General features: G+C 71.4%; 16 protein-coding genes and 1 tRNA gene. 10 read left to right on the top strand and 7 right to left on the bottom strand.

All coding sequences use genetic code 11. The features are described 5' to 3' along the window. Positions 1-10 precede the first annotated feature (10 nt). Complete coding sequence (locus tag OG331_RS38530) at positions 11-199, top strand: DUF5703 family protein (protein ID WP_005485166.1); 189 nt, start codon at positions 11-13, stop codon at positions 197-199. 121 nt (positions 200-320) lie between these two features. Here OG331_RS38530 and OG331_RS38525 read toward each other — a convergent pair whose 3' ends face one another. The 3 genes from OG331_RS38525 to OG331_RS38515 form a co-directional block, all read right to left on the bottom strand. Then, positions 321-1,160 carry a chaplin gene (locus OG331_RS38525; RefSeq protein WP_406205392.1) on the bottom strand — a complete coding sequence of 280 codons (840 nt, stop codon included), beginning with the start codon at positions 1,158-1,160 and terminating at the stop codon, positions 321-323. Positions 1,161-1,307: 147 nt separating this feature from the next. After that, complete coding sequence (gene chpH, locus OG331_RS38520; protein WP_048584573.1) at positions 1,308-1,541, bottom strand: chaplin ChpH; 234 nt, start codon at positions 1,539-1,541, stop codon at positions 1,308-1,310. A gap of 157 nt (positions 1,542-1,698) precedes the next feature. Further along, positions 1,699-3,024: a M20/M25/M40 family metallo-hydrolase gene (locus tag OG331_RS38515; protein WP_362380995.1), complete on the bottom strand. Its 1,326-nt coding sequence runs from the start codon at positions 3,022-3,024 to the stop codon at positions 1,699-1,701. A 188-nt stretch (positions 3,025-3,212) separates the two neighbouring features. Between OG331_RS38515 and OG331_RS38510 the strand changes: the two genes are divergently transcribed. From OG331_RS38510 to OG331_RS38495, 4 genes are all read left to right on the top strand, one after another. Further along, positions 3,213-3,297, top strand: a tRNA-Leu gene (locus tag OG331_RS38510). Positions 3,298-3,568: 271 nt separating this feature from the next. Further along, on the top strand, positions 3,569-7,435 hold the full coding sequence (locus OG331_RS38505; protein ID WP_406205388.1) for a Pls/PosA family non-ribosomal peptide synthetase: 3,867 nt from the start codon (positions 3,569-3,571) through the stop codon (positions 7,433-7,435). 79 nt (positions 7,436-7,514) lie between these two features. Further along, entirely contained in the window at positions 7,515-8,858 is a 1,344-nt protein-coding gene (locus tag OG331_RS38500) for a M1 family metallopeptidase (protein ID WP_406205385.1), read from the top strand. Positions 8,859-8,871: 13 nt separating this feature from the next. Beyond that, positions 8,872-9,246 carry a YchJ family protein gene (locus tag OG331_RS38495; RefSeq protein ID WP_406205383.1) on the top strand — a complete coding sequence of 125 codons (375 nt, stop codon included), beginning with the start codon at positions 8,872-8,874 and terminating at the stop codon, positions 9,244-9,246. 5 nt (positions 9,247-9,251) lie between these two features. On the opposite strand, the gene OG331_RS38490 is transcribed toward OG331_RS38495, so the two are convergent. Then, complete coding sequence (locus OG331_RS38490; RefSeq protein WP_406205380.1) at positions 9,252-9,953, bottom strand: FadR/GntR family transcriptional regulator; 702 nt, start codon at positions 9,951-9,953, stop codon at positions 9,252-9,254. 137 nt (positions 9,954-10,090) lie between these two features. Here OG331_RS38490 and OG331_RS38485 point away from each other — a divergent pair, with 137 nt between their 5' ends. The 5 genes from OG331_RS38485 (at position 10,091) to OG331_RS38465 (ending at position 16,043) form a co-directional block, all read left to right on the top strand. Continuing rightward, positions 10,091-10,609 carry a gluconokinase gene (locus OG331_RS38485; protein ID WP_406205377.1) on the top strand — a complete coding sequence of 173 codons (519 nt, stop codon included), beginning with the start codon at positions 10,091-10,093 and terminating at the stop codon, positions 10,607-10,609. A 49-nt stretch (positions 10,610-10,658) separates the two neighbouring features. After that, positions 10,659-12,056, top strand: a complete 1,398-nt coding sequence (locus OG331_RS38480) for a GntP family permease (RefSeq protein ID WP_406205374.1) — start codon at positions 10,659-10,661, stop codon at positions 12,054-12,056. A gap of 10 nt (positions 12,057-12,066) precedes the next feature. Beyond that, positions 12,067-12,864, top strand: coding sequence for an SDR family oxidoreductase (locus OG331_RS38475; RefSeq protein ID WP_406205371.1), 798 nt, complete (start codon positions 12,067-12,069; stop codon positions 12,862-12,864). A 14-nt stretch (positions 12,865-12,878) separates the two neighbouring features. Further along, positions 12,879-13,916 (top strand): L-idonate 5-dehydrogenase, encoded by a 1,038-nt coding sequence (locus OG331_RS38470; RefSeq protein WP_406205368.1) that lies wholly within the window; start codon positions 12,879-12,881, stop codon positions 13,914-13,916. Positions 13,917-14,087: 171 nt separating this feature from the next. Further along, on the top strand, positions 14,088-16,043 hold the full coding sequence (locus tag OG331_RS38465) for a hypothetical protein (RefSeq protein WP_406205366.1): 1,956 nt from the start codon (positions 14,088-14,090) through the stop codon (positions 16,041-16,043). Here OG331_RS38465 and OG331_RS38460 read toward each other — a convergent pair. From OG331_RS38460 to OG331_RS38450, 3 genes are all read right to left on the bottom strand, one after another. Next, entirely contained in the window at positions 15,997-16,620 is a 624-nt protein-coding gene (locus OG331_RS38460; protein WP_406205362.1) for a cytochrome b/b6 domain-containing protein, read from the bottom strand. The two genes, OG331_RS38465 and OG331_RS38460, sit on opposite strands and share 47 nt — an antisense overlap. Then, complete coding sequence (locus OG331_RS38455) at positions 16,604-17,314, bottom strand: molybdopterin-dependent oxidoreductase (protein WP_406210576.1); 711 nt, start codon at positions 17,312-17,314, stop codon at positions 16,604-16,606. Before OG331_RS38455 ends, OG331_RS38460 begins: the two co-directional genes overlap by 17 nt. Before the next feature lie 177 nt (positions 17,315-17,491). Further along, a complete protein-coding gene (locus OG331_RS38450; protein WP_406205360.1) occupies positions 17,492-19,039 on the bottom strand; it encodes an APC family permease in 1,548 nt (515 codons plus the stop codon). Positions 19,040-19,059: the final 20 nt, after the last annotated feature.

The following is a 19,059-nucleotide window of genomic DNA, read 5'->3' as shown; positions in this document are numbered from 1 at the left end:
AATAGATGCGATGCCGGAATACGAATTTGTCGACGTGTACGTACCGCGCGGGGTCTCCCGCAAGGACGCCACACGCCTGCTGACGGACCATGCCGAGTACGGACACTGGGAGTTGGACCGCCTGAGCCTGCTGCGCGACGGCAGCCGCAGGGTGCGGCTGCGGCGCCGGATCATTCGCCAGGTGCGGGCCACATGGTGAGCTGAGAGGCCACACAGCGAGACAGAGACCCGCAGGACGGACAGGACAGCAGAACAGGAAACACACGGAGCGGGCCCCGCCGAGGCGGGGCCCGCTCCGTTGCGTGCCGGATGCCTGCGCTCTACTCCGAGGGCCGTGCCTTGCGGTACAGCACCGCGCCCGCGAGCAGCGCCCCCGCGCCGACCGGCAGGGCGAGGCCCATCGGCAGGTCCACGCCGGTCTGGGCGAGCTCGGCGTCGCCCCGGGGCTGGGTGACGAAGTGGGCGCCCGGGTGGTTGCCCTGCGAGGAGCCGCCCGGCGTCAGGCCGCCCGTGCCGGGGGGCGTGCTCGGGGAACCGGGGTTGCCCGGCTCGACGGGATTGCCCGGCTGCTCGGGATTGCCGGGGTTGCCCGGGTTTCCGGGGTTCCCAGGATTACCCGGCTGCTCGGGGTTGCCGGGGTTTCCAGGGTTCCCGGGGTTGCCCGGCTGTTCCGGCGACCCGGGCGGGTTCTCCTGGCCGCCGCCCGGCGGGGTGTGACTCCCGCCGCCGTTGTTGGCGCAGTCGTTGTCCTCGGCGGAGTTGCCGATGCCGATGATGTCGACGGTGTTGCCGCAGACGTTGACCGGCACATGGATCGGCGCCTGGACATGGTTGCCGGAGCCGACGCCGGGCGAGTCGGTGGCGTGCCCGCCGGCCGACGCCCCTGAACCGCCGTGGCCGCCGGACGAACCGCCGCCCTGGTTGCCACAGCTGTTGCCGCTCGCCGGGTTGAGCACCCCGACGACGTCGACCGTGTTGCCGCAGACGTTGACCGGCACGTGCACCGGCGCCTGCACGGTGTTGCCCGACAGCACGCCGGGCGAGTTCACGCTGGAGCCGTGCGCACCCGAGCCGGTCGCGTGGGCGGCGCCGCCCGCGGCGGCGACGATGCCGGTCGCGGCCGCCACGGTCATCAGGCCCTTGCGGGTGACCTGTCGCATTCGCTTGTTACCTGCCTTCGACCTTGTTCCGAAAATACGACGCCGGAAATGGACCGACGCTGTAGAAAAGACCGGTCGGCCCCGGAGCGCATGGCACGCGCTCCGGGGCCGACGGGCTCAGCCCCATTCACGGGGCGAGGCACAACGTCACTTGTTGATGCAGGTGTTGCCGAAGGCGGGGTTCAGCAGCCCGATCACCGAGATCGTGTTGCCGCAGACGTTCACGGGGACGTGAATCGGAGCCTGAACGACGTTGCCCGACAGGACACCCGGGGAGTGCACGGCAGCACCCTGGGCACCGGAGTCGGCAACGGCGAGGCCCGCGCCCGCGAGAACCAGCCCACCAGTGGCAGCCGCAGCGGCGACGACCTTCTTGATCATTATTCCTCCTTGTTGGCAATGCGATCACAAGTAGCTGATCGCATCACCTGTAACGAGGAGGAACTAATAGGGCTACGACCTGATGAGCGCGTTCACCCTCCCCGGTCACGGCCAGTACGTCTGGTCGAATTCTGAAGTGTGCTTTCAGCGGGCCAATTCAGGACGCATCGATGAACCTGTCGAGCACCCGGACCCCGAATTGCAGGCCGTCCACCGGCACCCGCTCGTCGACGCCGTGGAACATGCCCGCGAAGTCCAGCTCCGGCGGCAGCTTCAGCGGTGCGAAGCCGAAGCCGCGGATGCCCAGGTCGTCGAAGGACTTGGCGTCCGTTCCGCCGGAGAGCATGTAGGGGATCGCCTTCGCGGCCGGGTCCTCGGCCACCAGCGCGGACTGCATCGCCGCCACGAGCGCCCCGTCGAAGCCGGTCTCGACGGCCTTGTCGGCGTGCACGTCCTCGCGCCGCACGTTCGGCCCGAGGATCTTGTCGAGGTCGGCGAGGAACTCCTCCTCGAACCCGGGCAGGAAGCGGCCGTCGACGTGCGCGGTGGCCTCGCCCGGGATGACGTTGACCTTGTAGCCGGCGGTCAGCTGGGTCGGGTTGGCCGTGTTGCTGAGGGTCGCGCCGATGAGCTTGGCGATGCCGCCGAGCTTGGCGAGGGTGCCCTCCATGTTCTCCGGGTCGAGTTCGGTGCCGAGGGCGTCGCCGAGTTCGTCGAGGAAGGCCCGGGTGGTCTTGGTGACCCGCACCGGGAACTTGTGCCGGCCCAGCCGGGCGACCGCCTCCGACAGCTCGGTGATCGCGTTGTCCCGGTGGATCATCGACCCGTGTCCCGCCGTACCGGCCACGGTCAGCTTCATCCAGTGCATGCCCTTCTCGGCCGTCTGGATCAGATAGAGCCGCCGCTCCTCGCTCACGGTGAACGAGAACCCGCCCACCTCACTGATCGCCTCGGTGACGCCCTCGAAGAGGTCCGGGTGCTTGTCGACGAGGAACCGGGCGCCGAACTTGCCGCCGGCCTCCTCGTCGGCGAGGAACGCGAGCACGATGTCCCGCGGCGGCCTGCGGCCACTGCGCAGCCGGTCGCGTACGACCGCCAGCGTCATCGCGTCCATGTCCTTCATGTCGACGGCCCCGCGCCCCCACACGCACCCGTCCGCGACCTCGCCGGAGAAGGGGTGGTGGGTCCAGTCGTCCGCGTTGGCCGGTACGACGTCGGTGTGCCCGTGGATGAGCAGCGCGGGCCGGGAGGGGTCCTCCCCCGCGATCCGCGCCACGGTGGAGGCGCGTCCCGGGTGCGACTCGAAGATCTTCGGCTCCAGGCCCACCTCGGCGAGCTTCTCGGCGACGTACTCGGCCGCCTTGCGTTCACCGGGACCCGAGTGGTCGCCGTAGTTGCTGGTGTCGATCTGGATCAGCTCGCGGCAGAGGTCCACGACCTCGTCCTCGCCGGTGACGCCCCTGGCCGTGTCCGTCTCGCTCACGCTGCTTCCTCCCGCGCTGTCGCTGCTGGTGGTCCCCCTCATCCTCTCTCTCCCACCGTCCCCGCCCAAGACCGGCCGCAGCCCGTCACACACCGTTCACGCCGCAACGGGGGGTGATCGGGCACCCCGCGAAGCCTGGTAATGTTTTCTCTGTCGCCGCGAGGGAAACCCCGCGCGACAGACACCTTGTCCGGGTGGCGGAATGGCAGACGCGCTAGCTTGAGGTGCTAGTGCCCTTTATCGGGCGTGGGGGTTCAAGTCCCCCCTCGGACACGCGAATGCGTGCGGGCCGTGACCATGAGGTCACGGCCCGCGCTCGTTGTGTGGGGTAAGTCTCGTTCCGTCGAAGATCACCAGGTCAGCGCCTGCTTCCCGCGCCCGTGCCGCCCCGAAAGGCTGCTCCGAGTGGCGTATCGAAGGGCGCGAACCTAGCTTCGTACTAAAATTTCCGGCTTGTTACGGAGCTGGCGCCGGACAACCCCAGGCAGACCTGCGGGCCCGCCAGCGCCCCGGATGCTTCCGGGATCGGAGACGCGAGGACCGGATGGCAGCCATACAGGAGAGCAATGCTCTCGGCCTGCTCGACGAAAAGCTCGGCGCAGAGATCCACCAGCGGTTCGGCGACACGGCACGTTTTTCCGGAGGTCCGGCGGCCTCCCGGCGGACGCTCGTCGACATCTTCGAGGCGTCCGTGCGGTCGTACCCCGACGAGCCGGCGCTGGACGACGGCACGACCAGCCTGACCTACCGTGCACTGGCCGTCGAGGTGGACCGGCTGCGGCGCGGGCTCGGTGCGGCCGGCGTCGGGCTGGGCGACCGGGTGGGCGTGCGGGTGCCGTCCGGCACCAATGACCTCTACGTGGCGATCCTCGCCGTGCTCGCGGCCGGTGCCGCATACGTCCCCGTCGACGCCGAGGACCCGGACGAGCGGGCCGAGCTGGTGTTCGGGGAGGCGGATGTGCGGGCCGTCGTCGGCGCCGGGCACGAGATCACCGTGCACGCCACGTCCGAGTCCCCCGCTGCCCGTCCCGGCGTCGAGCACGACGCGTGGATCATCTTCACCTCCGGCTCCACCGGGAAGCCCAAGGGCGTCGCCGTCTCGCACCGCAGTGCCGCCGCGTTCGTGGACGCCGAGGCCGCGCTGTTCCTCACCGAGGAGCCGATCGGGCCCGGCGACCGGGTCATGGCGGGGCTGTCGGTCGCCTTCGACGCGTCCTGCGAGGAGATGTGGCTGGCGTGGCGGTACGGCGCCTGTCTGGTGCCGGTGCCTCGTGCGCAGGTCAGGAGCGGTGCCGACCTCGGTCCCTGGCTGGTCGAGCAGGAGATCACGGTCGTGTCGACCGTGCCCACGCTCGCCGCGCTCTGGGAGCCCGAGACCCTCAACGACGTACGCCTGCTGATCTTCGGTGGCGAGGCCTGCCCGCCCGAGCTGACGCAGCGGCTGGTGACCGAGGGGCGCGAGGTCTGGAACACGTACGGCCCGACCGAGGCGACCGTCGTCGCCTGTGCGTCGCTGATGAGCGGTGCGGAGCCGATCCGGATCGGGCTGCCGCTGGACGGCTGGGAACTGGCTGTCGTCGACGAGGCCGGGGAGCCCGTGCCGATGGGCGCCGTCGGCCAGCTGGTGATCGGCGGGGTCGGTCTGGCCCGTTATCTCGACGCCGAGAAGGACGCGGAGAAGTACGCGCCGCTGCGGTCGCTGGGCTGGGAGCGGGCGTACCGCAGCGGTGACCTCGTCAAGGCGGAGCCGGAGGGGCTGGTCTTCCTCGGGCGGGCCGACGAGCAGATCAAGCTCGGCGGACGGCGGATCGAGCTCGGTGAGGTGGACGCCGCCTTGCAGGCGCTGCCTGGTGTGGCCGGTGCGGCCGCCGCCGTGCGGACCGCTCGCAGCGGCAATCAGCTGCTCGTCGGGTACGTCGTCACGCAGGACGGCTGGGATCACGCCGTCGCCGTCGAGAAGCTGCGCGCCGAGCTGCCCGCCGCACTCGTGCCGCTGCTGGCACCGGTCGCTGAGCTGCCGACCCGTACGTCGGGCAAGGTGGACCGCAACGCGCTGCCCTGGCCGCTGGAAGGCCTGGAGACCGGCGGTCCGGCGGAGCAGCTCTACGGCACCGAGGCCTGGCTCGCCGAGCAGTGGGCCGAGGTGCTCGGCATCCCCGTGTCCCGCGCCTTGGACGACTTCTTCGCGATCGGCGGCAGCAGTCTGGCCGCCGCGCAGCTGACGACGCGGCTGCGGACCCGCTATCCGAGCGCGGCCGTTCTGGACATCTATCAGCAGCCGGTGCTGCGGAAGCAGGCCCGGCACCTGGAGAAGTCCGCGCAGGAGGACGGGGCCCGCCGCACGATCGCCCCGGTGCCGCGGCGTGCGCAGGTGATCCAGCTCCTTCTTCTCGTTCCGCTGTTCACTCTGCTCGGCCTGCGCTGGACCGTCGCGCTGGCCGCGCTCGGGAATCTGCTGCCCGCCTACGGGTGGCTGCCGACGGCCTCCTGGTGGCTCGTCGCCGCCGGCGCGGCCGTGCTGTACAGCCCGCCGGGGCGGCTCGCGCTGGCCGCCGGGGGCGCGCGGCTGTTGCTCAGGGGTGTGAAGCCCGGGCGGTACGCGCGCGGTGGCAGCCTGCATCTGCGGTTGTGGGCTGCCGAGCGGCTGGCCGAGTTCAGCGGGGCGACCTCGCTGACCGGGGCCTGGCTGGAGCGGTACGCCCGGGCGCTGGGCGCCAAGGTCGGGCCGGACGTCGACCTGCACTCGCTGCCGCCGGTCACCGGGCTGCTCAAGCTCGGGCGCGGCGCGGCCGTCGAGTCCGAGGTGGATCTGTCCGGCTACTGGCTGGACGGGGACCGGCTGGAGATCGGCACGGTCAAGGTGGGCGCGCATGCCGTCGTCGGCACGCGCAGCATGCTCTTCCCCGGCGCCCGGGTCGGCAAGCGGGCCGAGGTGGCTCCGGGTTCCGCGGTCACCGGGCAGATTCCCACCGGTCAGCGGTGGGCGGGCGCCCCGGCGGTCAAGCTGGGCAAGGCCAAGCGCAACTGGCCGAAGGAACGGCCGCGGCGCGGGACGTACTGGCGTGTCATGTACGGCATCACCGGCTTCGCGCTCAGCGCGCTGCCCGTGCTGGCGGGCGTGGCGGCGTTCCTGGTGGGCCGGGTGTTCTTCACGCCGGACGCGCCCCTGACGGGCGCCGCGCTGGCCCTCGTACCGGCGACGCTCGCCTTCGGGCTGGCGTACGCCGTGCTGATCCTGATCGGCGTGCGCCTGCTGAGCCTCGGCCTGCGTGAGGGGACGCATCCCACGCACAGCCGGATCGGCTGGCAGGCCTGGACCGTGACGCAGCTGATGGACCGCTCGCGCGAGACCCTGTTCCCGCTGTACGCCGGGCTGGTCACGCCGGTGTGGCTGCGGCTGCTCGGGATGCGGATCGGGCGGGGTGCGGAGGTCTCCACGGTCCTCGCGCTGCCCAGTCTGACCACGGTCGGTGAGGGCGCGTTCCTGGCCGACGACACGCTGACCGCGCCGTACGAGCTCGGTGGCGGCTGGATGCGGATCGGGCGGGCGGAGATCGGGCGGCGGGCCTTCCTCGGGAACTCGGGGATGACGGCGCCCGGGCGGACCGTGCCGGAGGGCGGCCTGGTCGGCGTGCTGTCGGCGACGCCGAAGAAGGCGAAGAAGGGCACGTCGTATCTGGGGCTGCCGCCGGTGAAGCTGCCGCGCAGCGCGGCCGACGGCGACCAGAGCCGGACGTACGATCCTCCGGCCCGGCTGCTGTGGGCGCGCGCGCTGGTGGAGCTGTGCCGGATCGTGCCGGTGTTCTGCTCGGCCGGGCTGGCGGTGCTGACCATCGCGGCGCTGTGCGCGCTGGGGGCCTGGGCGCCGCTGCTGTCGGGGCTGGTGCTGCTCGGGGCCGGTGCCCTGGCGGGGCTCGTGTCCATCGTCGCGAAGTGGCTGCTGGTGGGCCGGCATCACAGTGGGGAGCATCCGCTGTGGTCCGGGTTCGTGTGGCGCAACGAGCTGGCGGACACGTTCGTCGAGGTGCTCGCCGTGCCGTGGCTGGCGGGTTCGGTGCCGGGTACGCCCGTGATGACGGCCTGGCTGCGCGGGCTCGGCGCGCGCATCGGCAAGGGCGTGTGGGTGGACAGCTACTGGCTGCCGGAGACCGATCTGGTGACCCTTGAGGACGCCGCCACCGTGAATCGGGGCTGTGTGCTCCAGACACACCTCTTCCACGACCGGATCTTGCGGACGGATACTGTGGTCCTCCGTGAGGGCGCGACGCTGGGTCCTGGCGGGATCGTCCTTCCGGGCAGCGCGATCGGGGCCCGTACGACACTGGGTCCCGCGTCGCTCGTCATGGCGGCGGAGTCCGTCCCCGACGACACCCGTTGGCTCGGTAATCCGATCGAAGCATGGCGTCCCTGAGGCGGCCCACTCGGGGCCGGTAGCGGGCGGTGGGCCGGCACGGAGTGGCAGCAGTACGGCGCAGGGAGCACAGACAGCAGTGGCAGTTCAGCAGACGGCAGGCGCGGACCCGTACTTCCCGGAGCACGGCGATCCCCGGTACCGGGTGCACCGGTACGAGTTCGCGCTGGACTACCGCCCGGGCCCGAACCGGCTCTCCGGGGCGGCCCGGATCAACGCCATAGCGGGACGGGCACCGCTGACCGAGTTCGTGCTGAACCTTGCCGACTTCAAGATCGGCCGCGTCCGGGTCGACGGACGGCAGCCGCACTACACCCACCGCGGGGGGCGGCTGCGGGTCCGCCCCGCCAAGCCGATCCGCGCCGGGGCGGCCTTCACGGTCGAGGTGCACTGGTCGGGCAACCCCAAGCCGGTGAACAGCCCCTGGGGCGGGCTCGGCTGGGAGGAGCTGGAGGACGGGGCGCTGGTGGCGAGCCAGCCGATCGGGGCGCCGTCCTGGTACCCGTGCAACGACCGGCCCGCCGACAAGGCGTCGTACCAGATCTCGATCACCACGCCGTCGGCGTACGCGGTGGTCGCGGGCGGGCGGCTGCTGACCCGTACGACGAAGGCGAGCACGACGACCTGGGTGTACGAGCAGTCGGCGCCGACGTCCAGCTATCTGGTCGGGCTGTCGATCGGCAAGTACCAGACGGTGCTGCTGGGCGACCCGGGCCTGGGCGGGGTACCGCAGCACGGGCACATTCCGGCGCATCTGCTGCCGGAGTTCTCGCGGGACTTCGCGCGCCAGCCGCAGATGATGGAACTGTTCCAGGAGCTGTTCGGCCCGTACCCCTTCGACGAGTACGCGGTCGTGGTGACCGAGGAGGAACTCGATGTGCCCGTCGAGGCCCAGGGGTTGTCGCTGTTCGGCGCCAACCACGTGGACGGGGCGCGGGGTTCGGAGCGGCTGGTGGCGCACGAGCTGGCGCACCAGTGGTTCGGCAACAGCGTGTCCATCGCGGACTGGCGGCACATCTGGCTGAACGAGGGGTTCGCGAAGTACGCGGAATGGCTCTGGTCGGAGCGGTCGGGCGGGCGCACGGCACAGCAACTCGCCGCCGCCGCACACCGCTTGCTGTCGTCGATGCCGCAGGATCTGCGGCTGGCGGATCCGGGGCGCAAGTCGATGTTCGACGACCGGTTGTACGAGCGCGGCGGGCTGACCCTGCACGCCGTGCGTTGCGCGCTCGGGGACATCGCCTTCTTCCGCATGCTGCACGGCTGGGGCCGGCTGCACCGCAACGGCACGGTGACGACCCAGGCCTTCACCTCGTACGTGGCCCGCTTCGCGAACGAGCCGGTGGAGGAGTTGTTCGAGGCGTGGGTGTACGGGGCCGCACTGCCGCCGTTGCCCGGGTCCGCGACGCGTGCGGCGGGATAGAACAATGGCGGCCATGACGACGCGTTCCTGCCCGTGCGGGCTGCCCGAGGCCTACGACAAGTGCTGCGGCCGCTACCTGTCCGGTGCCGCCGCCGCGCCGACCGCCGAGGCGCTCATGCGGTCGCGGTACAGCGCGTTCGTCAAGGGAGATGCGGCCCATCTGCTGCGGACCTGGCATCCACGGACGCGGCCCGCGCGGCTGGACCTCGATCCGGGGATGCGGTGGACCGGGCTGGAGATCCTGGGGACGGCTGACGGTTCGGCGTTCCACACCACGGGGACGGTGACCTTCCGGGCCTCGTACCGGGGTGGGTCGCTGCATGAGCGGAGCCGGTTCGAGCGGGTCGACGGGGCGTGGGTGTATGTGGACGGGGAGTTCCTGAGCTAGGACACCTACGGCGCCAGGATGTCCAGTTCCTGGAGGGCGCCCATCGTGATCTCGCGGGTCAGGTGCTCGGCCCGGACCGCGTCGCCCGCGCGGACCGCCTCGGCGACCTGGACGTGCAGCGTGACCGCGGAGGGGTCGGGGTCCTCGAACATGATCTCGTGGTGGGTGCGGCCGGCGAGGACCTCCGCGACGACGTCGCCGAGGCGGGCGAACATCTCGTTGCCGGAGGCGTTGAGGATGACGCGGTGGAAGGCGACGTCGTGGACGAGGTAGCCCTCCAGCTGGTGGCCGCGTGAGTGGGCGACCATGCCGAGGGCGCACTCGGTGAGTTCGGCGCACTGGTCGGCCGTGGCGTACTTGGCGGCCAGTCCCGCCGCCACCGGCTCGATGGCCGAGCGCAGGACCGTGAGGGAGCGCAGTTGCTGGGGGCGGTCGGCGCCGGCCAGGCGCCAGCGGATGACCTGGGGGTCGTAGACGTTCCACTCGGACTTCGGACGGACCGTCACACCCACGCGGCGGCGGGACTCCACCAGGTACATGGACTCCAGGACGCGGACCGCCTCGCGCATCACCGAGCGGGACACCTCGAAGCGCTGCGCCAGTTCGTCCGTGCGCAGAACGCTGCCCGGCGGGTACTCGCCCGCGGTGATCGCGGGGCCGAGGGTTTCCAGTACTCGGCCGTGCAGCCCCCGGCCCGTTGTGCTCATGCACTCAGCGTACGGGGCAAGTCACGCGATCAAAAAGTCAGACTTATATGTCACACACTCTTGAATTCGTCGTACCTAATGAGTTTCAGTTGCGTCGACATCACGTGTCGACGAGGACAGCAGACAGTGAGGCAGCGATGAGTACCCCCCATGTCGTCGTGGTCATGGGCGTTGCGGGCACCGGGAAGACCACCATCGGTCCCCTGCTCGCGGCCCGGCTCGGTGTCCCCTATGCCGAGGGCGACGACTTCCACCCGCCGGCCAACATCGCCAAGATGTCGGCCGGCACCCCGCTCGACGACGACGACAGGTGGCCGTGGCTCGACGCCATCGGCACCTGGGCGCACGAACGGGCGGGGCTCGGCGGGGTGGTCAGCTGCTCGGCGCTGAAGCGGTCGTACCGGGACCGGCTGCGGGCCGCCGCACCGGACCTGGTGTTCGTGCACCTGGCGGGCGACCGCGCCCTCATCGAAGACCGGATGTCGCACCGGCAGGGGCACTTCATGCCCACGGCACTGCTCGACTCCCAGTTCGCCACGCTCCAGCCGCTCCAGGAGGAGGAGGCGGGAGTCGTCGTGGATGTGTCGGGCAGCCCCGAGGACATCGCCGGACGGGCCTCGTCGGCCCTGACGGCGCTTCCCGAGCCGACCCAATAACCCCCCGCACCCCTCCCCCATCCCCGTACCTGCAAGGGAATCCATCCCCGTGACCAGACTCAACGTCGAGCTGCTGGCAGCGGACACCGTCGAGCCCATCACCTCGGCCGGCCACGCTCAGCTGGGCATCGCCGTCCTGGCGGGCATCGCCGTCATCGTGCTGCTCATCACCAAGTTCAAGCTGCACGCCTTCCTGTCGCTGACCATCGGGTCGCTGGCGCTCGGCGCGTTCGCCGGGGCACCGCTGGACAAGACCATCCTCAGCTTCACCGCCGGTCTGGGGACCACGGTCGCCGGCGTGGGTGTGCTGATCGCCCTGGGTGCGATCCTCGGCAAGATGCTCGCCGACTCCGGCGGCGCCGACCAGATCGTCGACACCATCCTCGCCAGGGCCAAGGGCCGTTCGATGCCGTGGGCGATGGTGCTGATCGCCTCGGTGATCGGGCTGCCGCTGTTCTTCGAGGTCGGCGTCGTCCTGCTGATCCCGGTCGTGCTGATGGTCGCCAAGCGCGGCAACTACTCGCTGATGCGCATCGGCATCCCGGCCCTGGCCGGTCTCTCCGTGATGCACGGCCTGGTCCCGCCGCACCCCGGCCCGCTGGTCGCCATCGACGCGATCGGCGCCAACCTCGGTGTCACGCTGGCGCTCGGCGTGCTCATCGCCATCCCGACGGTGATCATCGCCGGTCCGGTGTTCTCGCGCTACGCCGCCCGCTGGGTGGACGTCCCGGCCCCGGACCGGATGATCCCCCAGCGTGTCTCGGAGGATCTTCAGAAGCGCCCCAGCTTCGGCGCCACGCTGACGACCATCCTGCTGCCGGTCGTCCTGATGCTCTCCAAGGCGTTGGTCGACATCGTGATCGACGACCCCGAGAACACCGTGCAGCGGGTGTTCGACGTCATCGGCTCGCCGCTGATCGCGCTGCTCGTCTCCGTGCTCGTCGGCATCTTCACCCTGCTCAGGCCGGCCGGGTTCGGCAAGGAGCGTGTCTCCCCGCTCGTCGAGAAGAGCCTCGCCCCCATCGCGGGCATCCTGCTGATCGTGGGCGCGGGCGGCGGCTTCAAGCAGACGCTGATCGACACCGGCGTGGGCCAGATGATCCTGGAGATCTCCGAGGACTGGTCGATCCCGGCACTGCTGCTGGCCTGGCTGATCGCGGTGGCGATCCGTCTCGCCACGGGTTCGGCGACGGTGGCCACGATCTCTGCGGCCGGTCTGGTCGCCCCGCTCGCGGCCGACATGTCGACGACCCACGCGGCCCTGCTGGTCCTCGCCATCGGCGCCGGATCGCTGTTCTTCAGCCATGTCAACGACGCCGGGTTCTGGCTGGTGAAGGAGTACTTCGGGCTGAGCGTCGGCCAGACCGTCAAGACCTGGTCCGTGATGGAGACGATCATCTCGGTGGTCGCCGGTGGTCTGGTCCTGCTGCTCTCGCTGATCATCTAGGGGTACGGACATGAGCCACCCGCTCTTCGACATCAGCGGCCGCACCGCCCTGGTCACCGGCTCCAGCCGCGGCATCGGGCGCGCGCTCGCCCGCGGGCTCGCGGAGGCCGGCTGCACGGTGGTCCTCAACGGACGCAACGGCGAACGCCTCACCGAGGCCGCCGCCGAACTGGCCGCCGAACTGGCCGACGAACTGGCCGCCGAACTGCCCGGCGACCGGATCCACACGGCCGCGTTCGACGTGACCGACGGTGCGTCGGTGGCCGCCGGTATCGCGGACGTCGAGGAGCGGGTGGGCCCGCTCGACATCCTGGTCAACAACGCGGGCATGCAACTGCGCGCACCCCTGCTGGAGTTCACGGACACGGACTGGCACCGCATCCTGGACACCAACCTCACCAGCGCGTTCCTGGTGGGCCGGGAGGCCGCCCGGCGGATGACGGAACGCGGCCACGGGAAGATCATCAACATCTGCTCGCTGCAGAGCGAGGTGGTCCGCCCCGGCATCGCGCCCTACGCCGCCACCAAGGGCGCCCTGAAGATGCTCACCAAGGGCATGTGCGCCGACTGGGGCCCCTACGGCGTGCAGGTCAACGGCCTCGGCCCCGGCTACATCGAGACCGAGCTGACCGAGCCCCTCGTCGCGGACGAGGAGTTCAGCGCGTGGGTACGGCGCCGGACCCCGGCCGGACGCTGGGGCCGTACCGAGGACCTGGTGGGCGGGGTGCTGTTCCTCGCGTCACCGGCCGCGGACTTCGTCGGCGGACAGGTGCTGTACGTCGACGGCGGCATGACGAGCGTGCTGTGAAGGAGGCCTCGGGGATGCTCGGTTGTGTGATCCACGGTCAGGGCGATCTGCGGGTCGAGGAGCTGCCGGTGCCGGTGCCCGGGCCCGGGCAGGCGCTCGTGGCCGTGCGCTACGGCGGGGTCTGCGGCTCCGATCTGCACTACTGGCTCCACGGCGGGGTCGGGGACTTCCGGCTGAGGGAGCCGATGGTGCTCGGGCACGAAGTGGTCGGGAGGGTCGTGTCGTACGGCTCCCCGGACGCCTCGGGTCCCGCTGTCGGTACGGCCGTCGCGGTGCACCCGGCCACGCCCTGCGAGGTCTGCCCCGAGTGCGCGGACGGGCGGCGCAACGTCTGCCGGGACACCCGCTACCTGGGCAGCGCGGCGCGCTTTCCGCACGTCCAGGGCGGGTTCGCCGCACAGGTTGCCGTACCGGCCGGCCAGTTGAGGCCGCTCCCGGCCGGCCTCGGCCTGCGGCGGGCGGCGCTCGCCGAGCCGCTGTCCGTCGCACTGCACGCGGTGCGGCGAGCCGGTGACGTGACCAGGAGGCATGTCCTCGTGACCGGCGCCGGGCCCATCGGCTGTCTGGTGGTCGCTGCGGCGAAGGCGGCCGGGGCGGGGCGGGTCACGGTGACCGACCTGCTGCCGACGGCTCTTGAGTTCGGGCGGATCGCGGGCGCCGACATCCTCGTACGGGCGGACGATCCGGACGATGCCGGGTGGCCCTCCGAGGTGGACGTGGCGATCGAGGCGTCGGGGGTTGCCGCGGGGCTGGACACCTGTCTGCGGCTCGTGCGGCGCGGTGGCGTCGTGGTGCAGCTGGGGATGCTGCCGGCGGGGCACAGTCCGTTCGCGGGGAACCTCGTCGTGAGCCGGGAGATCGAGCTGCGGGGCGCGTTCCGCTTCGATGTGGAGTTCGACGGGGCGCTGGAACTGCTCGCGGCCGAGGCGTCGTTCGACGGGCTGGTCAGCGCGGTGGTGCCGGTGCGGGAGGCCGAGGCGGCGTTCGCGCTCGCGGCGGACCGGAGCGGCTCGTGCAAGGTGTTGTTGGACTTCGGGGACCGAGCTGCCTGAGCGGCGGGCGGTCCCACCGGGGTTCCGCCTCCCGGGATTACGGTGCGCCGGCACCTGAACTCGCCCCGACGATCACATGAAGCGACTTCCCCGAGAGCGTTTTCGGCCCGATGATGAGGTGACCTCCGGAGGCTGCCGCAGCCGTCGGGGGCGTGAACATCGGGGGGCGTCATGGCAGTTTCCCTCGGGATGCGTATCTCGGGGCTGCTCGTGGTGGGGGCGGTGGCGGTGGCCGCCGCGGCCTTCACGAGTGACGGGCGCGGCAGTGCGGACGGCAGGGGCGGCGACGGTTCGGTCGTGACCGCCCGGCCGTCCGAGGGCGGCAGTGGGCCGACGGCACCGGCGGATCGCTCCGCCCCCGTGGCCCAGCAGTCGCCCAACGGCCGGGCGGGCGAGAACGCCTCCGGGCCGGCCGTTGTCCCGAGCGGGTTGCCGGGCGGGGTGGTGAGTGCGAGTCCCAGCCCTTCGCCGACCCCGTCCCCGAGCGGCAGGGGCACCATGGTCCTCCAGGCCCCGCCATGGCTCCCGCCCGGCCCGAGTTCGCCCGACTCGGACGACACGCCGGATCCGGCGAGCGTCTACGACCTGCTCCGAGCGCCGGAGCGCTGCGCGTCCGCCCTCGGGAAGATCCCGCAGGACTCGGCGGAGGCGGAGTGGCAGCTGCTGCGCGGTCTGTCCGCGGCCTGTCTGGCCGTGCAGGGCAGGGGCGGCGACTGGGACACGGCAGCCGGGGCCCATGCGGGACTCGCCGGACGCGTGGACACCTGCAAGGGGCGTGCCGCGTACGCCGTTCTCGGTGGGCTGCTGGACTTCCACCGGCGGCACCCGGGCGGCACCGTGCGGCTCGCGGCCACACCGGGCGGCACACCGGCGTGCGGCTACCGGATCGCGGGCGTCGACACGGGCGGCGACGGCGAGGCACGGCCCGGCGACACGATCGGCATCGAGCTGACCGGCACCTACTTCGACCATGCCGAGCTGCTGCGGGACGCGAGCGTGAGCATCGGCGGGCTGGTGGTACCGGGTGTGCCCGTCCTGAAGCCCGAGTCGGGTGACCGGCTGGTGCTGTCCGTTCCCGTACCGCCCCTGGAGCCGGGCCCGGCCGAGGTCGCGGTCCGGCACGCGGGCACCGAGGTCCGGCTGCCGGCGGCCTTCACGGTCACGGGCCCGGACACGGTCGAGGAGCCGGGCACGGGCACGGGGGCCACCGATGAGCCGGGGTCACCGGCCGGGGCGGCGGTGTCGGATCTCGGCGAACGGCTGTCATCGCTCGGCGCGGAGGTGCCGGCCGGCGGCGGATCGGTGTCATCGCCCGGCGCGGACGTGCCCGCCGGCGGCGGATCGGTGTCATCGCCCGGCGCGGACGTGCCGGATCTCGGCGGACCAGTGTCATCGCTTGGCACGGAGGTACCGGCCGGCGGCGGATCGGTGTCACCGCCCGACGCAGACGTGCCAGACCTCACCGGACCAATGCCATCACCCGGCGCGCAATCGCCGACCGACGGCAGACCAGTCTCACCGCCCGACGCAGACGTACCAGACCTCACCGGACCAATGCCATCACCCGGCGCGCAATCGCCGACCGACGGCAGATCAGTCTCACCGCCCGACGCAGACGTACCAGACCTCACCAGACCAATGCCATCACCCGGCGCGCAATCGCCCACCGACGGCAGACCAGTCTCACCGCCCGACGCAGACGTACCAGACCTCACCAGACCAATGCCATCACCCGGCGCGCAATCGCCCACCGACGGCAGACCAGTCTCACCGCCCGACGCAGACGTACCAGACCTCACCAGACCAATGCCATCACCCGGCGCGCAATCGCCCACCGACGGCAGACCAGTCTCACCGCCCGACGCAGACGTACCAGACCTCACCGGACCAATGCCATCACCCGGCGCGCAATCGCCCACCGACGGCAAATCAGTCTCACCGCCCGGCGCCAAGGTGCCAGACCTCGCCGGACCGGCGTCATCGCCCGGCCCGGAGATGCCGGCCGGTGGCACAACTCAGCTCACCGACCTCGACGTTCGGGACCCTCAGGGAGCGCTCCAGCCTGTCGCCGTACAGCCCGTCATGGCCGCCACCGTGAATGCTCCCGCTCCGCCCACTCCCGGCTGACCGAGCCCGTCCGCATGCCCCGGCGGGCCTCCGGGTCGCCCAGGGCCATGCCGATGTGGCCGGCGAGGACGATGCCGATGGTGAGGGCCAGCCAGTCGTGGACGAAGGTCGCGCTGGTGCGCCACTCCAGGGGAGTGAGGTGGGTGAACCACATGATGAGGCCGGTGCCGACCATCACCAGTGTCGCGCCGGCGATCCACGCGGCGTAGATCTTCTGCCCGGCGTTGAACTTGCCCGCCGGACGGGACGCGGGCCGCTTGTCGCGGTGCAGGGCGGCGCGCAGCCAGACGCGGTCGTGCGGGCCGAAGCGGTTGAGGAAGCCGAGGTCGGCGCGGAAGAAGCGGGAGGCGACGCCGGCCAGGACCGGCACGGGCAGGGCGAGGCCGGCCCACTCGTGGATACGGACCACCAGCTCGCGGCGGCCGACGAGCTCGGCGAGCTGCGGGATGTACAGACAGGCCGCGGTCACCACGCACACGCCCATCAGCGCGGCCGTCGTGCGGTGCACCCAGCGGGTCGCCGGGCCGAAGCGCCGGACGTCCGTGGACCGGCCGGGGGCGTCAAGTCGTAGGCTCATCGTCGCGTCCGTTCGAGCGGCCGACCCAGGCGTCGACGTCGTAGCCCCGTTCCTCCCAGTAGCCCGGTTTCACGTCCTCGGTGACGGTGATGCCGGACAGCCACTTGGCGGACTTGTAGAAGTACATGGGCGCCACATAGAGGCGGACCGGGCCGCCGTGGGCGTGGTTCAGGTCCTTGTCCTGCATGCGCAGGGCCACCATCACGTCGGCGCGGCGGGCCTGGTCGAGGGTGAGGCTCTCGCTGTAGGCGCCGTCGAAGCAGGTGAAGCGCACCGCCCCGGCATCCTTGCGCAGTCCCGCGGCGTCGAGGAGGCGGGACAGGCGCACTCCCTGGAAGGGGGTGTCGGGGACCCGCCAGCCGGTGACGCACTGGACGTCGCGCACCATCCGGGTCTGCGGCAGGGCGCGCAGGTCGGCCAGCGTGTAGGTCCTGGGGCGGTCGACCAGGCCGTCGATGGCGAGGCGGTAGGTGGCGGCGTTCTTGCGGGGGACGGAAGAGGTCACCGAGTAGTAGCGGAAGCCGCCGCCGTTGGGCAGCAGGTCGGTCAGGCCGGTGGGGTCCTTGTCGGACGCGCTCGCGAGGAAGGACTCCATCCCGCGCTGCAAAACGGGCGCGGTGACCACGCCGAGGGCGCCCAGGCCGAGGGTGCCGAGCAGGACACGGCGGCCGATCGGCTTGCCCTTCTGCCCGATCTGCTCCTCGCCCTGTTCCTCGTACTGCTCCTCGCCCTGTTCTCCGCCCTCGTGCTCGGGCTGTTCGCGGTTCACGTACTCATTCGAACACCTGCGACCCCGGCCGGACCAGGGATCGCGGGTGCTCGTCAGGGTTCCGTAATCACTTCTTACGCGGCTCTCGCGCACGGAACCCGGCTACGGCTTCTCCGCCGCCGCCTTGTCCAGCTGGAACGCCTCGTTGCCGAGCCCGATGCGGGCGTGCCGCTCGGGTGCGCGGGAGCGCAGGAACAGGCCCTGGAGCACGCCCACGACCAGCGCGAGGACGATGACGGCGGGCAACGCCCAGTTCAGGGCCGAGTCCGGGCCCGCGCCGATCAGGACGTCGAAGTCCTTGACGGTGTAGACGACGATGAACAGCAGCCCGACGACCGAGAGCCCGGAGGCGGCCAGCCGCCAGAACTGGGCGGCGACGGCCCCGCGGCGCACGAAGAAGGCGATGACGGAGACCGACGCGGCGGCCATCAGCGCGGCGACGCCCAGCGCGCCGAGGTTGCCCATCCAGGTGAACAGGTGCAGCACCGGTGCGGTCGGGTCGCCGGTCGGCCTGTCGTCGGTGAGCGCGAAGGCGGCGACGACCACGAGGGAGATCGCCGTCTGCAGCAGCGAACCGGTGCCGGGGGCGCCGCTCGCGCCGCTGGTGCGGCCGAAGGCGGACGGCAGCAGGCCCTCGCGGCCCATGGCGAAGGCGTAACGGGCGACGACGTTGTGGAAGCTGAGCATCGCCGCGAACATCCCGGTCACGAACAGCACGTGCAGGACGTCGGTGAAGCCGGCGCCGAGGAGGTCCTCGGTGAGGAAGAACAGCAGCCCGGCGCTCTGCTCCTGTGCGGTGCCGACGATGGCCGAGGGCCCGGCGGCGACGGTGTACGCCCAGCAGCTGATCGTGTAGAAGACGGCGATGCCGCCGATGGCGAGGAACATCACGCGGGGCACGAGGACGTGCGGGCGGCTGGTCTCCTCGGCGTAGACGGGGGCCTGCTCGAAGCCGAGGAAGGCGGCGACGCAGAAGCACAGGGCGGTGCCGATGCCGGCGCCGGTGAGGGTGTCCGGGTTGAAGGCGTGCAGCGACAGGCCCTCCTTGCCGGGGTCGGCGATCGCGGCGACGTCGAAGATGACCACGAGGGCGACCTCGATGATCAGCAGGACGCCGAGCACGCGCGCGTTGAGGTCGATCTTCAGCCAGCCGAGTCCGCCGACGAGGAGGACGGCCGCCAGCGCCGGTATCCACCAGGCGACCTCCGTGTCGAGGTAGGTGGCGAACAGCCCGGAGACCTCGAAGCCGAAGATGCCGTAGATGCCGACCTGGAGGGCGTTGTAGGCGACGAGCGCGACCATCGCGGCGCCGGCGCCTGCGGTGCCGCCGAGGCCGCGGGAGATGTAGGCGTAGAAGGCGCCGGCGTTGTGGACGTGCCGGCTCATCTCGGCGTATCCGACGCTGAAGAGCGCGAGGACGAGGCCGAGGATCACGAAGAGGAGCGGCTGCCCGACGACGCCCATCACCCCGAAGGTCGTGGGCATGACACCCGCGACCACCATGAGGGGTGCCGTCGCGGCGAGCACGGACAGCAGCAGGCCCGTCGTGCCCAGCCGGTCGGCGCGCAGGGCCCGGTCCTGTCCCTTGAACGTACTGATCCCGCCACTGCCGGCGGTGGTTCTGCTCGTGCTGGAACTGCCCGTGGTCATCGGGGACCGTCCTTGGGTCG

Origin of the sequence: Streptomyces sp. NBC_01017, assembly GCF_045162795.1 — a bacterium.
Lineage (GTDB): Bacteria > Actinomycetota > Actinomycetes > Streptomycetales > Streptomycetaceae > Streptomyces > Streptomyces machairae.
This window is presented reverse-complemented; position numbering and strand designations above follow the sequence as displayed.

Coding starts and splice junctions, on each gene's coding strand:
- OG331_RS38490 (WP_406205380.1), bottom strand. CDS start 9,953: ATGAGCACAACGGGCCGGGGGCTGCACGGCCGAGTACTGGAAACCCTC.
- OG331_RS38485 (WP_406205377.1), top strand. CDS start 10,091: ATGAGTACCCCCCATGTCGTCGTGGTCATGGGCGTTGCGGGCACCGGG.
- OG331_RS38470 (WP_406205368.1), top strand. CDS start 12,879: ATGCTCGGTTGTGTGATCCACGGTCAGGGCGATCTGCGGGTCGAGGAG.
- chpH (WP_048584573.1), bottom strand. CDS start 1,541: ATGATCAAGAAGGTCGTCGCCGCTGCGGCTGCCACTGGTGGGCTGGTT.
- OG331_RS38450 (WP_406205360.1), bottom strand. CDS start 19,039: ATGACCACGGGCAGTTCCAGCACGAGCAGAACCACCGCCGGCAGTGGC.
- OG331_RS38465 (WP_406205366.1), top strand. CDS start 14,088: ATGGCAGTTTCCCTCGGGATGCGTATCTCGGGGCTGCTCGTGGTGGGG.
- OG331_RS38505 (WP_406205388.1), top strand. CDS start 3,569: ATGGCAGCCATACAGGAGAGCAATGCTCTCGGCCTGCTCGACGAAAAG.
- OG331_RS38525 (WP_406205392.1), bottom strand. CDS start 1,160: ATGCGACAGGTCACCCGCAAGGGCCTGATGACCGTGGCGGCCGCGACC.
- OG331_RS38460 (WP_406205362.1), bottom strand. CDS start 16,620: ATGAGCCTACGACTTGACGCCCCCGGCCGGTCCACGGACGTCCGGCGC.
- OG331_RS38530 (WP_005485166.1), top strand. CDS start 11: ATGCCGGAATACGAATTTGTCGACGTGTACGTACCGCGCGGGGTCTCC.
- OG331_RS38475 (WP_406205371.1), top strand. CDS start 12,067: ATGAGCCACCCGCTCTTCGACATCAGCGGCCGCACCGCCCTGGTCACC.
- OG331_RS38495 (WP_406205383.1), top strand. CDS start 8,872: ATGACGACGCGTTCCTGCCCGTGCGGGCTGCCCGAGGCCTACGACAAG.